Source organism: Ruegeria sp. E8 (genome assembly GCF_056533985.1).
Genome location: NZ_JBQFOY010000016.1, coordinates 1 through 14,754, shown reverse-complemented (window position 1 = coordinate 14,754; position 14,754 = coordinate 1). Strand labels below are relative to the sequence as shown.

At 58.5% G+C, this 14,754-nt stretch carries 12 protein-coding genes and 1 pseudogene; 5 read left to right on the top strand and 8 right to left on the bottom strand.

The features are described from left to right. The first annotated feature begins 17 nt into the window (after nt 1-17). Nucleotides 18-1,031, top strand: coding sequence for a hypothetical protein (locus tag ACR0LF_RS17690; protein WP_480572858.1), 1,014 nt, complete (start codon nt 18-20; stop codon nt 1,029-1,031). 3 nt (nt 1,032-1,034) lie between these two features. On the opposite strand, the gene upp is transcribed toward ACR0LF_RS17690, so the two are convergent. From upp to ACR0LF_RS17655, 7 genes are all read right to left on the bottom strand, one after another. Further along, on the bottom strand, nt 1,035-1,667 hold the full coding sequence (gene upp, locus ACR0LF_RS17685) for a uracil phosphoribosyltransferase (RefSeq protein ID WP_480572855.1): 633 nt from the start codon (nt 1,665-1,667) through the stop codon (nt 1,035-1,037). Next, nucleotides 1,664-2,650 (bottom strand): adenosine deaminase, encoded by a 987-nt coding sequence (locus ACR0LF_RS17680; RefSeq protein ID WP_480572852.1) that lies wholly within the window; start codon nt 2,648-2,650, stop codon nt 1,664-1,666. Before ACR0LF_RS17680 ends, upp begins: the two co-directional genes overlap by 4 nt. Continuing rightward, on the bottom strand, nt 2,647-3,858 hold the full coding sequence (locus tag ACR0LF_RS17675) for a phosphopentomutase (RefSeq protein ID WP_480572849.1): 1,212 nt from the start codon (nt 3,856-3,858) through the stop codon (nt 2,647-2,649). The genes ACR0LF_RS17680 and ACR0LF_RS17675 overlap by 4 nt, the downstream gene beginning before the upstream one ends. Next, entirely contained in the window at nt 3,855-5,162 is a 1,308-nt protein-coding gene (locus tag ACR0LF_RS17670) for a thymidine phosphorylase (protein WP_480576092.1), read from the bottom strand. The genes ACR0LF_RS17675 and ACR0LF_RS17670 overlap by 4 nt, the downstream gene beginning before the upstream one ends. Nucleotides 5,163-5,166: 4 nt before the next feature. Beyond that, nucleotides 5,167-5,559 carry a cytidine deaminase gene (locus ACR0LF_RS17665; protein ID WP_480572846.1) on the bottom strand — a complete coding sequence of 131 codons (393 nt, stop codon included), beginning with the start codon at nt 5,557-5,559 and terminating at the stop codon, nt 5,167-5,169. A 91-nt stretch (nt 5,560-5,650) separates the two neighbouring features. Beyond that, a complete protein-coding gene (locus ACR0LF_RS17660) occupies nt 5,651-6,754 on the bottom strand; it encodes a cupin domain-containing protein (protein ID WP_480572843.1) in 1,104 nt (367 codons plus the stop codon). After that, nucleotides 6,717-6,920 (bottom strand): hypothetical protein, encoded by a 204-nt coding sequence (locus ACR0LF_RS17655; protein WP_480572840.1) that lies wholly within the window; start codon nt 6,918-6,920, stop codon nt 6,717-6,719. Before ACR0LF_RS17655 ends, ACR0LF_RS17660 begins: the two co-directional genes overlap by 38 nt. Before the next feature lie 299 nt (nt 6,921-7,219). Here ACR0LF_RS17655 and ACR0LF_RS17650 point away from each other — a divergent pair, with 299 nt between their 5' ends. The 3 genes from ACR0LF_RS17650 (at nt 7,220) to ACR0LF_RS17640 (ending at nt 13,267) form a co-directional block, all read left to right on the top strand. Next, on the top strand, nt 7,220-9,493 hold the full coding sequence (locus ACR0LF_RS17650; protein ID WP_480572837.1) for an NADP-dependent malic enzyme: 2,274 nt from the start codon (nt 7,220-7,222) through the stop codon (nt 9,491-9,493). Between the two features lie 356 nt (nt 9,494-9,849). Then, nucleotides 9,850-11,739: a propionate-CoA ligase PrpE gene (gene prpE, locus ACR0LF_RS17645; protein WP_480572831.1), complete on the top strand. Its 1,890-nt coding sequence runs from the start codon at nt 9,850-9,852 to the stop codon at nt 11,737-11,739. An 88-nt stretch (nt 11,740-11,827) separates the two neighbouring features. Beyond that, a complete protein-coding gene (locus ACR0LF_RS17640) occupies nt 11,828-13,267 on the top strand; it encodes an amidase family protein (protein WP_480572828.1) in 1,440 nt (479 codons plus the stop codon). 254 nt (nt 13,268-13,521) lie between these two features. On the opposite strand, the gene ACR0LF_RS17635 is transcribed toward ACR0LF_RS17640, so the two are convergent. Next, nucleotides 13,522-14,283 (bottom strand): NAD kinase, encoded by a 762-nt coding sequence (locus ACR0LF_RS17635; protein WP_480572824.1) that lies wholly within the window; start codon nt 14,281-14,283, stop codon nt 13,522-13,524. Between the two features lie 167 nt (nt 14,284-14,450). On the opposite strand from ACR0LF_RS17635, the pseudogene glyA reads away from it, so the two are divergent. Continuing rightward, nucleotides 14,451-14,754: pseudogene (gene glyA / locus ACR0LF_RS17630) on the top strand (serine hydroxymethyltransferase); the annotation flags it as partial.

Here is a 14,754-nt window from a genome sequence, read left to right as displayed (position 1 = left end):
GAGCAGACCTCATCCAGATGACGGCCCTGAAACAGTACCAGCGGATCGAAGCCACCGGTCTGTGGCGCCCCTCGCCCGATGAACAGCGGCGCGAGGTTGTTGTGTCGATTGGCGAAGCCACCCTGACCATTTCCGATTTCAATGACAGGGCCTTGACCCATTGGTCTCTGGCGGCGCTTGAACGGCAGAACCCCGGTGCCTTTCCGGCCATCTTCAATCCTGACGGCGATCCGGATGAGACGCTGGAACTGGGGGAATCCGAAACCACGATGCTTGAAGCGATCGACCGGCTGCAACGCGCCATCGACCGTTCTCGCCCGCACCCCGGGCGCTTGCGCTGGCTGAGTGTCGGAGGCGTTGTTGCCGCCGTTCTGGCCGTATTGCTGCTCTGGCTGCCCAGCGCGTTGCAAAACCACGTTGTCTCGGTTGTGCCTGAGGTTAAACGACATGAGATCGGTGACACGATTCTGCGTCGGATCGAGCGTGTGTCAGGGCAGGCCTGTACCTCTCGGGATGCGCAGGCTTCGCTGGAACGGCTGGCCCGGCGTACGGGCGTACGGCAGATCATCATTCTGCCTGCAGGCGTGCAAGACAGCCTTAGCCTGCCCGGCGGTACCGTTCTGCTAAGCCGTGCGCTGGTTGAGGATCACGAAGACCCAGCCGTTGCGGCGGGATACGTTATCGCAGAGCGAGCACGCGCCGCACTAAAGGACCCGCTGGATGACTTGCTGGACAGAACCGGAGCGTCCTCGGCCTTTCGGCTGCTGACCACCGGCGGTCTGACGCCCGAGATCATCGACACCTATACCGAACAGGTGCTGTCACAGCCCCGTCCGTCCATACCGGACGAAGACTTGCTGGCAATGTTCTCACAAAGCGCCCTGCCCTCGACTCCGTACGCCTATGCCCGTGACATTACCGGAGAGACAGTATTGAGTCTGATTGAGGCCGATCCCATGGCGGGCCGGACCTTGGAACAGGTATTGCCGGACCGCGATTGGGTTCGGCTGCAGAATATCTGCGGGGAATAAGCCCTATTTGGTGCCGAACATCCGGTCGCCCGCGTCGCCGAGACCCGGCATGATATAGCCCTTCGAATTCAACTCGCGGTCCAGAGATGCGGTGACGATTTTCACATCCGGGTGTGCTTCTTTCATACGCGCGACGCCTTCGGGCGCGGCAAGCAGGCAGAGGAAGCGGATATCCGTTGCACCAGCTTCTTTCAGCAGGTCAATCGCCGCGGCCGAACTGTTACCGGTGGCCAGCATCGGGTCCACGGCGATGACCAAACGGTCTTTCAGGCTCTCAGGTGCCTTGAAGTAATACTGCACGGGTTTCAGCGTTTCTTCGTCGCGATACAGGCCCACGAAACCGACACGTGCCGAAGGAACCAGTTCTAGTACCCCATCCAGCATCCCGTTGCCTGCGCGCAGAATCGACACCAGCGCCATCTTCTTGCCCGCCAGAATGGGGGCATCCATCTCTTCCATCGGTGTTTCGATATGGCGCGTGGTCATTGGAATTTCACGCGTGACCTCATAGGCCAGAAGCAGAGTGATTTCGCGCAGCAATTGCCGGAACACGGCGGTCGAGGTGCCTTTGTCCCGCATGAGCGTCAGTTTGTGCTGCACCAGCGGGTGATCGACGACGGTCAGGTGTTCGCTCATGTTGTCTCCAGTCTTTTCTTGACCCGCGCGCGGGTGTCTTCATCGCAAAAGGCCGCGTTCAGGGCCATTTCATTCAATGCTGCAAAATCTTCGGCCTCCCAGCCGAAGGCCGCGTTCAACATCTCATATTCCCGCCGCATGGTCGTGTGAAAAAACGGGGGATCGTCCGTGGAGACCGTGACCTTAACACCCGCATCGCGCAAGCGCGCGATAGGATGTGCAGCGAAATCCGGGAAAAGGCCCAGAACCACGTTCGATCCGGGGCAGACTTCAAGAGTGATTTCTCGGTCAACCAGTTCGCGAACAAGGTCCGCGTCTTCGATGGCGCGGACGCCATGCCCGATACGCTCAACCCCCAGATCGCGCAGGGCATCGCGTACGCTCTCAGGGCCACCGAATTCACCAGCATGTGTGGTCAGACGCAGCCCGGCTTCGCGCGCGCAGTCGAAGGCCCATCTGAAGTCACCCTGTGTTCCAACGGACTCATTTCCACCCATGCCGAATCCGGTGATCCAGTCGCCCGCGGTCTCTGCCGCGCAATGGGCGCTGCGCTTGGCTTGTTCGGGGCCGAAATGACGGACACAGGTGATTACGCCGCGCAGGGTAATATCGAACTTGCGCTCGGCCTCGTCTGCGGCGTCCTGAATGGCATTCAGATAATCGCGCCATGCGTGCAGATCACCGCCTCCGCAGAAATCCGGGCTTAGGAAAGTCTCGGAATAGACCACGCCGTTTTCAGCGCTTTCCTCCAAAATGGCCAAGGTGAGCCTGCGAAAATCTTCGGGCGTTTTCAGGACTTCACAAGCGGCTTCGTAGACGCTCAGGAAATGCGCGAAATCGCGAAAATCATATGACCCATCGGGTTTGAAGATACCGCTAAGGTCCACGCGCTTTTCATGCGCGAGTTGACGGATGAAGGCCGGAGGAGCTGCACCCTCGTGATGCAGGTGCAGTTCGATTTTGGGCAGGTCGGCGACGCTCATAGAAAGTTCCTTCCCGGTCCTTGCGCCGGAATGTTCAGGTGATGGGCGATGCTGGCGGCGATGTCGGCGAAGTCCACTCGCCCGATCTGTCCCGCACCCCGCCCTGCAACCAGAATCGGCACTTGTTCACGCGTGTGATCCGTTCCGGTCCAGCTGGGGTCATTGCCATGATCGGCGGTTAGCAGCAACAGGTCGCCCGGACGGAGTTTGGCCAGAACCTTCCCGATTTCCCGGTCGAACCACTCCAATGCTCGGGCATAGCCGCTGATGTCGCGACGATGGCCATAGAGACTGTCGAATTCGACGAAATTGGCGAACGTTAGGCTCCCCTCCTCCGTCTCACCCACAAGTTCAGACAGATGCTGCATCAGCCTGGCATCAGTTCCCTTGCGCAGCGTGTCGATACCCTGCATCGAGAAGATGTCGCCGATCTTGCCCACGGCGTGTACATTTCGCCCCGCATCCTGCACCCAATTGGTCAGCACTGGTGCGGGTGGCAAAATGGCATAATCCTTGCGATTGGTTGAGCGTTCGAACCCTGCCTCAGGCGTTCCAACAAAGGGGCGGGCGATGACGCGACCGACTTTCATCTCGTGCAAACGCGGGGCAAGCGCGCGGCACATGTCTAGCAGCCGTTCCAGCCCAAAGCTTTCTTCATGGGCGGCAATCTGAAACACACTGTCGGCAGAGGTGTAGCAGATCGGCCAGCCGGTCCGCATGTGTTCGGCACCCAACTCGGCGATGATCGCTGTGCCCGAAGCGTGGCAATCGCCAAGGATCCCTTCGGTCCCGGCGGCCTCTGCGACGGCACGGCTCAGGTCCTCAGGAAAAGCCGGAACTGTATCAGGGAAATAGTGCCAGTCCCATGGCACAGGCAGGCCGGCCAGTTCCCAGTGGCCCGAGGGCGTGTCCTTGCCGGGTGAGTGCTCACGCGCGCAGCCCCACAGACCAGTGGGTTCGGCGTACAATCCCGGAGTTGCGTCGCCGGATGCCAAGCGCGCTGCCGCGCCCAGACCCAGCGCGTCGAGATGCGGCAGGTTTAATGGGCCGGAGCGCCCCTCTTCCGCTCGCCCTTCGGCGCAAGCCTGCGCAATATGGGCAAGCGTATTCGCCCCAGTATCCGGAACTTTGCCGTTGAAAAACCGGTTGGCATCAGGTGCGCCGCCTATACCGACAGAATCCATGACTACGAGGAAAGCGCGGCTCATAGGCTGATCCTTTCGTGGATCAGATCGGGAATCGTCGGAGCCGTTTCGCTGATGGTGATCGCGCTGAGCACGCATTCCGCACCCCGCCGTGCCGCATCTTCCCGCGCGGCATGGGTCACGGCAATTGGTGAACCTTTGGTCACACGATCCCCCAGCCGGAGAATATCCGAGATCCCAACGGCAGGGTCAATCTCATCGCTTTCGACCTGGCGGCCACCGCCCAGCGCCACCACAGCAAGACCCAAAGCTTCGCCGTTTATAGCAGAAATGAAGCCGTCCTGTGGGGCTGGAATCTCCTGGATGACATTCGCCTCAGGTAGGAACCGTGCCCAGGTTTCGACGAACTGAACGGGGCCACCGACCGCAGCCATCATGCGACCAAATCGTTCTGCAGCTCGACCGTCACGGATGATTTCAGCGATCTGTTCGCGCCCTTCGTCAACCGACGCGCACATGCCTGCGTCGTTAAGCAGGACACCGCCCAGTTCAGCCGAGATGTCCGCCAGCGGCGAGGGTTGCGACCGGGTCAGGGCTTTCATCACCTCTGCGATTTCCAACGCATTACCCAGCGCCGGGGCCAAAGGCTGATTCATATCCGTAATCACCGCGGATGTCCGGCACCCTGCGGCGTTCGCAGTCTCGGTCAATGCTGTGGCCAGCTTTTGGGCATCCTCCATCGTCTTCATGAAGGCACCGCTGCCGACCTTGACGTCAAGAACCAGCGCGTCCGGGCTGGCCGCCAGTTTCTTGGACAGGATCGATGCCGTTATCAGGTCCAGACTTTCGACTGTCGCGGTCACGTCCCGCACCGCATAAAGCCGCTTGTCCGCCGGTGCGATCTGACCCGTCGCCCCAACGATGGCCGCGCCGGTTTCACGCAAAATCTGCGCAAGGCGGTCCTGCCCGATCTGCGTACTGACACCCGGTATCGCCTCGAGCTTGTCCAGCGTTCCGCCAGTGTGCCCCAACCCACGGCCCGAAATCATCGGAACGTATGCGCCATATTCAGCCAATGCCGGAGCAAGTACCAGACTAACGCTGTCCCCGACCCCTCCGGTCGAGTGTTTGTCAATCACGGGTCCATCCACGTCCCAAGTAAGAACGTCACCGCTGTCGCGCATCGCAACTGTCAAATCCGCACGCCCTTGAGAGCCCAATCCGCCCATACAGACAGCCATGGCAAAGGCACCGGCCTGCGCATCACTGACGCTGCTATCCGCCAGCCCTTGCGCGAACCAGATCAGTTCCTCGCGGCCCGGCACCTCTTGTCTGCGCAGTTTTGCAATGATCGAACGGGCGTCCATGTGGTCAGACATCCTCCATGTGAGAGGCATCGAACGCGCCTGGCAGCAAATCACCGATCGTCGTCTCGAACTCTGCACCGTCCACAGTCGCCAGCGTGACTTTAACATCGCGCTTACCGAACTCGGCAAGTTTCTGACGACACCCTCCGCATGGTGGAACCGGTTGCGAGCTGGATGCGACAACGTAGACCTCGGTCAGTTCCTGCTCGCCTGCGGCCACCATCGCTGCAATCGCTCCGGCCTCGGCACAGGTGCCTTCGGGGTATGCGACATTCTCAACGTTGCAGCCGGAATACACCTGACCCGAAGAAGATCGCAGTGCCGCGCCAACCTTGAAGTTCGAATAAGGCGCATAGGCGTTTTCCCGGACGGACAAGGCAGCGTCTTTCAGCGACATGGCGATTCCCCATTTTTGATCATCTGGTCAGAAATTCGCACCGTAATGCATAAAGGCAGGGGAATTGAAGCCCCCGACCCATGTTTTTCGGTCAGCCCAGCGTTGTGTTGAAGGTACCGGGCAAGGTGACTTCCAGCAACTCGACGGTGTCGGACGGAGCGGACAACCGCGTGCGCATCCCCGGAGGGATGACGAAGGCATCCCCTTGCTCCAGCCGATAGGGCTCGCGGCCTTCACCTTCCAATGTCACCTCACCGTCCATCACGAAAGTAAAGTGGATATCCGTGTCATGGCTGGCCCATTCCGGATCGCCCTGCCCCTTGCGCACGACCTGAACACCGGCGACTCCCTTGGTGTTCTCAGCAATCGTCGTGTCGCGGCAGATGTACCCCGGCAAGCGGAACGGCACCCATTCTGCGTCTTTGGCCTGATTGTAGACAAAGCGTTGCCCTTGCCATTCCCTCTCCGGGCGGAAATGCGGCGTGGGCAGTTGCATGTCGTGATCGATTTCCGTGACATGCTCAGCCGGTACACCGATTTCTATGACCTGCACATTATCTGACGCTTCCAAGACGCGGTGTCGAATTTCCGGAGGCTGGATGAAGCAATCCCCAGCTGTCAGACGCAGTTTCTCGCCCTGATCTTCATAAACGACATCCACCCAACCATAGATGCAGAAGATCAGCTGAAACCCGACCTTGTGAAAATGCACCATGTCCGGAACCGGACCGCCATCGGGAATGCGGATATGGCTGGCTATGATCGACCCGCCCAGCCGGTCCGGCACCAGATCGCGATAGTGCATACCAGCGCGCCCGATGATCCAAGGCGCCTGATCCTTGAGCCTGCGCACCACGTAGGAATGCACCGTTTCAGGCATCACGAGCGGCGGGTTCCGCTCTTCAATCTCGACCCGGGTGCCGTTTGGCGCGACAAGAACACGTTGACCGTCGGCAAAACCGTTCGGGTCATCCGTCAGGATGCGCAATGTTCCGGGGCTTTCCGGCGCGTCCTTTTCGATGCGCAACCGCAGACCATGTCCTGAAAACACCGCAACGCGCGGATCGTCTGCGGGATAGATCATGTCCATCTTCATCCCCAACGTCTTTGTATAAAAAGGGATGTCGTCCCGAAGTTCTTGAGTGGGCAGGCGAAATTCAGCGTATATCCGCGATGGATCGGATGTCTCGGTCATAAGTTTTCTCGTCGGACTGTGATTTTGACCATCCGATCAGAACCGGCGCCAAAATGCCAATCGAAAAGAACATCCAAGGCGTTTCTTCCAGCACGAAATGCCGCGTTTCCTTTACTGTCTGCAAAGTTGCGCCGTTCAGTCCGGTGAATTCTTTCAAATGCTGCACAATGAAAGCCCGACATTCGACGGACCTTCCGTCAATGGCATGAGGCGCGCAAATCCAATTTCGGCCACAGGGCATTAGAACATGCCGGCGGCCCGATCATCTGTCTTGTCAGTCCTGACTGCTTCGTTCTGACTGAGAGGTGTTGGCTTTCAAAACGTTGATCAGATGAAAACATTCATGTCAGACTTCAACTCACCCGCTGTTCACACCTGCGACAAACGGCAAAGTTACGTGACGTAGCCAAGCTGGAAAAATTAGTTTAACGTTAAATCAAATTTTCAGAGGGAGCTGAAAAAGCAATGTCGGACACCCCAAGCCTGCGACAGGCCGCGCTTGACTATCACGCCCACCCCAAACCCGGAAAACTTGAGATCAAGGCCACCAAACCGATGGCCAACGGTCGCGATCTGGCGCGCGCTTATTCCCCCGGGGTGGCAGAGGCCAGCCTTGAGATCAAAGCCGATGCCGCAAATGCTGAAAAGTACACAGCGCGCGGCAACCTTGTGGCTGTGGTGTCCAACGGCACCGCCGTTCTGGGTCTGGGCAATATCGGGGCACTTGCGTCAAAGCCCGTGATGGAAGGTAAAGCCGTTCTGTTCAAAAAATTCGCCGGCATTGATTGCTTCGACATCGAAGTCGATCAACCCGACCCCGAAAAGCTGGCGGATATCGTGTGCGCTCTGGAACCAACATTTGGGGCAATCAACCTGGAAGATATCAAAGCTCCGGATTGTTTTGTTGTCGAAAAACTCTGCCGCGAGCGTATGGGCATCCCGGTTTTCCATGACGACCAGCACGGCACCGCAATTGTCGTTGGTGCCGCTGCCAAGAACGCGCTGCACGTGGCCGGGAAGTCATTTGAAGACATCAAGGTGGTGTCAACAGGCGGCGGGGCGGCCGGGATTGCCTGTCTGAATATGCTGGTGAAATTGGGGGTGAAGCGCGAGAACATTTGGCTCTGCGACATTCACGGGCTTGTCTACGAAGGACGCGCCGAAGACATGAACCCGCACAAATCCCAGTTTGAACAGAAATCGGATTTGCGGACCTTGGACGATGTGATCGGCGACGCGGATCTGTTTCTGGGCCTGAGCGGCCCGAATGTCTTGAAACCCGAGATGGTCAAGAAGATGGCCGAGCGCCCAATTATCTTTGCACTGGCCAACCCGACGCCTGAAATCTCGCCTCAGGCCGTACGCGAGGTTGCCCCGGATGCGCTCATTGCCACGGGTCGCAGCGATTTTCCCAATCAGGTCAACAACGTCTTGTGTTTCCCCTTCATCTTCCGGGGGGCTCTGGATGTCGGTGCGACCGAGATCAATGATGCGATGCAGATTGCCTGCGTTGACGGTATCGCGGAAATGGCACGTGCAACCACAAGCGCCGAGGCCGCAGCCGCTTATAAGGGCGAACAACTGACTTTTGGGCCGGAATACCTGATTCCGAAACCCTTTGACCCGCGTCTCGTGGGCGTGGTGTCATCGTCGGTTGCCAAGGCCGCCATGGACAGCGGTGTCGCAAAGCGCCCCATTGAGGACCTAGAAGCCTACAAGGAACAGCTAAACCAGACTGTCTTCAAGTCTGCCCTGCTGATGCGCCCCGTATTCGAGGCCGCCGCCGTCGCATCCCGCCGCATCGTTTTTGCAGAAGGCGAAGATGAAAGAGTGCTGCGGGCCGCGCAAGCCATCCTCGAAGAAACGACCGAGACGCCAATCCTGATTGGACGACCCGAGGTGATCGAAGCTCGATGCGAAAAGCTGGGGCTGACCATTCGTCCGGGCGCGGATTGCCAGATTGTGAACCCGGAGAACGACCCCCGTTATTACGACTATTGGAACTCGTATCACCAGATCATGCAGCGCCAAGGTGTGACCCCTGATTTGGCCAAGGCAATTATGCGCACCAATACAACCGCCATCGGCGCAATCATGGTGCATCGTGGAGAAGCAGACAGCATGATCTGCGGCACGTTTGGCGAATATCGCTGGCACCTGAACTATGTTGAACAGGTTCTGGATGATGGTGATCTACGCCCTCATGGCGCCTTGTCCCTGATGATTTTGGAAGACGGCCCTTTGTTTATCGCCGACACGCATGTCCGGCAATTACCTACACCCGAAGAACTCGCCGAATCGACGATTGGCGCCGCGCGACATGTCCGTCGGTTTGGCATTGAGCCAAAGATCGCATTCTGTTCGCAATCGCAATTCGGAAATCAGGCCGAGGGATCGGGCAAACGGTTGCGTGCCGCGCTGGAAATCCTGGACCAGAAGCCGCGTGACTTTGTCTATGAAGGCGAGATGAACCTGGATGCCGCTCTGGATTCCGACCTCCGGGCGCGGATTTTCCCGGCATCACGCCTGAAGGGCGCAGCAAACGTGCTGATCTTTGCTCATGCGGATGCGGCCAGCGGCGTGCGCAATATCCTGAAAATGAAAGCGGACGGGATCGAAGTTGGCCCCATTCTGATGGGCATGGGCAACAAAGCCCATATCGTCACCCCATCCATCACCGCGCGCGGCTTGCTGAACATGGCGGCCATTGCGGGAACTCCGGTGGCGCATTACGGCTAATCTGCTCGGCGTCCAATTTGACCGCATCCCTCAAAGGGGTGCGGTTAGGGTTGTGTTCACACCTACCTTGCTAAACATGGGCGCATTTACATGGTGGTCACTGAGCAAGGTCGGCAAAGACCCCGCTGAGTCGTCTGCGGCTAGACTTTTTTGCATGGCAAAGTTTGCAATTTTGCAAAATGGCTATTTCAACGCAGAATGTCTTATTGTGAAAAAGGGGTTTGCAAAAATTTGCAAGTCATTGCGCGGTTTCCTGCAAATATTTTGCGATAAACTGACGCGTCGTCATGGGCCGCGCTTGCCCCAAAGTTTTCTGGGTCCTAACACATTGTCCAAGTCGTTGTGAGGAGGACGAGATGGCGTATCAGGACGTTTATGACAGCTGGAAAACCGACCCCGAGGCGTTCTGGATGGACGCCGCAAAAGGCATCGACTGGGCCAAGGAACCCAGCAAAGCGTTATTCGACGACAATGCGCCCGTGTACGAATGGTTCAGCGATGCGCGGGTCAATACCTGCTGGAACGCGGTAGATCGTCATGTGGAAAACGGTCGAGGCGAACAAACGGCCATCATCTATGACAGCCCCATCACCCATACCAAGCGCGAGATTTCATATGTCGAGCTGCGCAACCGCGTCGCCACTCTGGCCGGAGCGCTGCGGGCCAAGGGTATCGAAAAAGGTGATCGCGTCATCATCTATATGCCGATGATCCCCGAAGCGCTTGAGGCGATGTTGGCCTGTGCCCGTTTGGGCGCCGTGCATTCGGTGGTGTTTGGCGGGTTTGCAAGCAACGAACTGGCCGTGCGCATCGACGACGCCAAACCTAAAGCGATCATCGCCGCATCCTGCGGGATGGAGCCGGGCCGCGTAGTGCACTACAAACCTCTGCTGGATGGCGCGATAGACTTGGCCGAGCACCAGCCGGATTTCTGCGTCATCTTCCAGCGTGAACAAGAGGTTGCCCAACTGGTCGAAGGGCGCGATTTCAACTGGCACGGCTTTCAATACGGCGTTGAGCCCGCCGAATGCGTGCCGGTCGATGGCAATGATCCGGCGTATATTCTCTATACGTCCGGCACCACAGGAGCTCCGAAGGGAGTCATACGCCCCACGGCGGGGCATCTGGTGGCGCTGAACTGGACGATGAAGAACATCTACAACGTCGATCCGGGCGATGTTTTCTGGGCGGCGTCCGATGTGGGTTGGGTCGTGGGCCATTCCTATATCTGCTACGCGCCGCTTATTCATGGGAACACGACAATTGTGTTCGAGGGCAAGCCGGTCGGAACCCCGGACGCAGGCACGTTCTGGCGCGTGATCTCGGAACATAAAGTCAAAAGCTTTTTCACCGCGCCCACGGCTATCCGCGCCGTCAAGCGGGAAGACCCGAAAGGTGAGTTGATCGCGAAATACGACCTGTCTCATCTACGGGCGCTTTATCTTGCGGGTGAGCGCGCAGACCCAGACACGATCACTTGGGCGCAGGACGCGTTGAAAGTTCCGGTGATCGACCACTGGTGGCAAACCGAAACCGGTTGGGCCATTGCAGGCAATCCGTTGGGTATCGAAGAATTGCCGGTCAAGCTGGGTTCACCGGCGAAACCGATGCCCGGCTACGACGTGCAGATTCTGGACGAAGGCGGCCACCCGATGAAAGCCGGTGAGTTGGGGGCCATCGCCGTCAAACTGCCGCTGCCTCCGGGCACGCTGCCGACACTCTGGAACGCAGATGCGCGGTTCAAGAAGTCCTATCTTGAGCACTTCCCTGGATATTATGAAACCGGCGACGCCGGGATGATTGATGAGGACGGATACCTCTACATCATGGCGCGCACCGATGACGTCATCAACGTGGCGGGCCACCGCCTGTCAACCGGCGGGATGGAAGAGGTGCTGGCCGCCCATCCGGACGTCGCCGAATGCGCGGTGATCGGTGTATCGGATCAGTTGAAGGGTCAGATGCCCGTTGGGTTCCTGTGCCTGAACGCGGGCGCTGACCGGGAACACGGTGACGTGGTGCAGGAAGTGGTCAAGATGGTGCGCGACAAAATCGGCCCGGTCGCGGCTTTCAAACTGGCGGTTGTCGTCGACAGGCTGCCCAAGACCCGCTCGGGCAAGATTCTGCGCGGCACCATGGTCTCGATCGCCGACTGTCAGGACTACAAAATGCCGGCCACGATCGACGATCCTGCCATCCTGGATGAAATCAAGGGCGCTTTACAAACAATCGGTTACGCAAAGTAACCCAGGGGCGGCGCAGGCCGCCCTTTTCACGTCTGCTCTTGCAACCAGAAACAAGCCCCCTACTGTCGCAATAAGACAGTGAGGGCCCATGACACAAACCGACATCTGGCGTCTCAGCGCCACAGACCTGACGACCCTGACCCAACGCGGAGAACTGAGCGTAGCGGAAGCGGTTCAAGCCTCGATTGATCGTATGGATGCGGTCAACCCGGACCTGAATGCAGTGGTAGAAGATCTGCGGGTTGAAGCGTTGGAACGTGCTCACTCACTGGACAATGCGCGGGCAAATGGAGAACCCACCGGCCCGCTGCATGGCGTGCCGGTCACGATCAAAGTGAATGTCGATCAGAAAGGCCACCCCACAACCAACGGTGTCGTCGCTTTGAAGGATGTGATTGCACCGGATGACGCTCCGGTTGTCCGCAACCTGCAAAACGCCGGCGCAATTGTGATCGGGCGGACCAACACGCCCGAATTCTCGTTCCGCGCCGACACGGACAACCCGCTTCATGGGCGCACGCATAACCCCTGGGGGCGCCATATCTCTCCTGGCGGGTCATCAGGCGGGGCCGGTGCTGCGGTGATGGCCGGTATCGGCGCGTTGGCCCATGGCAACGATATCGGCGGCAGCCTGCGCTTTCCCGCAGCCGCCAATGGGGCCGTGACAGTGAAACCCGGGCTGGGGCGCATTCCAGCCTGGAACCCCAGCCAAAAAGCTGAACGCGGCCTGCTGGCCCAATCGATGTCCGTTCAGGGCCTGATCACCCGGTCGGCGGCAGACCTGCACCTGTCCATGCCCAGCCTGATCGCCGCAGACGCGCGCGATCCGTTTCATGTACCAATGCCATGGCGAGGTCGTGACTTCGACGCGCCAATCAAAGTGGCTTTCACCAAAAACACATTCGGCTACGCCCTGCACCCCGAGGTCGAAAAAGCGCTCGACACAGCGCGCGAGGTGTTGATCGATGCTGGTTATGTGGTGGAAGAGATTGACCCGCCGGACGTGTTTGAATGCGGTCGGGTCGGATACCGCACGCTGATGGGCGAAGTGCTGACGCTTATGAAATCGGATATCGAAGCCGCCGGTTCCAAGACCATTCAGAACATCTTTGAGGTCTATTTTCAGGAATTCCCGCCTATAGTTGAAACCGAGATGATTCAGATGCTGGCCAAACGCAGCCACTACGCGCGCGAATGGTCGATGTTCCTGCAGGATTACCCGCTGGTCCTGTCGCCTTTCCTGCCGCAGCCGTTTTTCAAACCCGACAGGGACACGGAAGGGGCAGAAGGCGTGCACGAAGTTCTGGGATGCGCCGTCTATTCCTATGCGATGAATTTCCTCGGCCTACCCGCGGCCTGTGTCCCGGCACGTTTGGCTGATTTGCCCAAAGGCCCTCAGCCGATCAATGTTCAGATTGCCGCGCGGCGTTGGCGCGAAGACATGGCAGTGGATGCCGCCGCCGCAATCGAAGCCCGTGTGGGGCAAATGTGCCTGCCGTTATGGGATAAAATGGACGGGTCGCGTTAGCCAAAAAAAATAGACCCCGGGTTATTGTGCCCGGGGTCCGACTGCTAAAATAAGCCCGGATTTCTGATGACGAGCGTAGCACCACCCACCCTCGCCAGCGCGAAATCTGCGCAATCATTCGAATACGCCGTTCAGGTGGCCACTCACTCCCACCTTGGCGTGTTCTCCGGGCAAGTTCACATTAGCGAATTGTAAATGGTTTCCCTGTGAACTGCTTCACACAGCCTCAAAAAAAACCTCGCAGAAACGCAAATTTATGTGAATTGCTCAGAAATCAGGCGCTCCTCCAGCCCGTGACCGGGGTCGAACAGAATGCGGTGTGCAATCGCGGGTTCCGACCTGATTTCGACCCAGTCGATGTCAGGGAATGAGATGGAATCGGCATCCGCCATGACCGGGCGTTTGTCCGCGTCCAGAACATCGAAACGAACCTTTGCGATTTTGGGCAGCAGCGCCCCGCGCCACCGTCGGGGGCGGAAGGCTGCAATCGCCGTCAGGGCAAGAACATCCGATCCAATGGGCAGGATCGGACCGTGGGCAGAGTAGTTATAAGCGGTTGATCCCGCGGGTGTTGACAGCAAGGCACCGTCACAAACCAGTTCCGCCATGCGCACACGGCCATCGACGCTGATCTTCAACCGCGCTGCCTGCGGGCCCGCGCGCAGCAGTGACACTTCGTTGATTGCCAGCGCTTCGTGCAGCTTTCCGGACTGATCCATCGCCCGCATCGCCAATGGATTGATAACCTCTTCCTCGGCGTCTTCCAGCCGCGCCATCAGATCGTCTTCGTGGTACTCGTTCATCAGGAAGCCGATGGTGCCGCGATTCATCCCGTAAACCGGCGTATCGAGGTGCTGCATGTTGTGCAGGGTGTGCAACATGAAGCCATCCCCGCCAAGCGCAACCACAACATCTGCGTCACGCGGCGCAGCATTACCGTGTTTGGCCACCAGGAAGTCTCGGGCCGTTTGCGCCACTTTGACCTCACTGGCAAGAAAGGCGATTCTCTTTTTCATATTTTCCGGTTTCCAGTGCTGCACATTTGGTTCCGAAACAAACATACCTTTCCCCGATAGGCCAGTCTCGACGCCACTGCGGGCTAAATCGTCGTTTTACAGCTTTTGCGAACCCACAGTTTCCGATAGGAAATCCACGAGATTTACCCCAGCAATCTGGAGCCCCCATGAACGCCAATCTTCGTGACACCGGTTTTTTCACTCAATCCCTGTCGGATCGCGATCCTGAGCTTTTTGGCTCGATCACGTCGGAACTGGGCCGTCAGCGCGACGAGATCGAGCTGATCGCCTCTGAGAACATCGTCTCTGCCGCCGTGATGCAGGCGCAGGGTTCGGTGATGACCAACAAATACGCCGAAGGCTATCCCGGTCGTCGTTACTATGGCGGCTGCCAGTTCGTCGACGTCGCCGAGAACCTGGCCATCGACCGCGCCAAGCAGCTGTTCGGCTGCGGTTTCGCCAACGTGCAGC

Coding starts and splice junctions, on each gene's coding strand:
- ACR0LF_RS17690 (WP_480572858.1), top strand. CDS start 18: ATGACGGCCCTGAAACAGTACCAGCGGATCGAAGCCACCGGTCTGTGG.
- upp (WP_480572855.1), bottom strand. CDS start 1,667: ATGAGCGAACACCTGACCGTCGTCGATCACCCGCTGGTGCAGCACAAA.
- ACR0LF_RS17680 (WP_480572852.1), bottom strand. CDS start 2,650: ATGAGCGTCGCCGACCTGCCCAAAATCGAACTGCACCTGCATCACGAG.
- ACR0LF_RS17675 (WP_480572849.1), bottom strand. CDS start 3,858: ATGAGCCGCGCTTTCCTCGTAGTCATGGATTCTGTCGGTATAGGCGGC.
- ACR0LF_RS17670 (WP_480576092.1), bottom strand. CDS start 5,162: ATGGACGCCCGTTCGATCATTGCAAAACTGCGCAGACAAGAGGTGCCG.
- ACR0LF_RS17665 (WP_480572846.1), bottom strand. CDS start 5,559: ATGTCGCTGAAAGACGCTGCCTTGTCCGTCCGGGAAAACGCCTATGCG.
- ACR0LF_RS17660 (WP_480572843.1), bottom strand. CDS start 6,754: ATGACCGAGACATCCGATCCATCGCGGATATACGCTGAATTTCGCCTG.
- ACR0LF_RS17650 (WP_480572837.1), top strand. CDS start 7,220: ATGTCGGACACCCCAAGCCTGCGACAGGCCGCGCTTGACTATCACGCC.
- prpE (WP_480572831.1), top strand. CDS start 9,850: ATGGCGTATCAGGACGTTTATGACAGCTGGAAAACCGACCCCGAGGCG.
- ACR0LF_RS17640 (WP_480572828.1), top strand. CDS start 11,828: ATGACACAAACCGACATCTGGCGTCTCAGCGCCACAGACCTGACGACC.
- ACR0LF_RS17635 (WP_480572824.1), bottom strand. CDS start 14,283: ATGAAAAAGAGAATCGCCTTTCTTGCCAGTGAGGTCAAAGTGGCGCAA.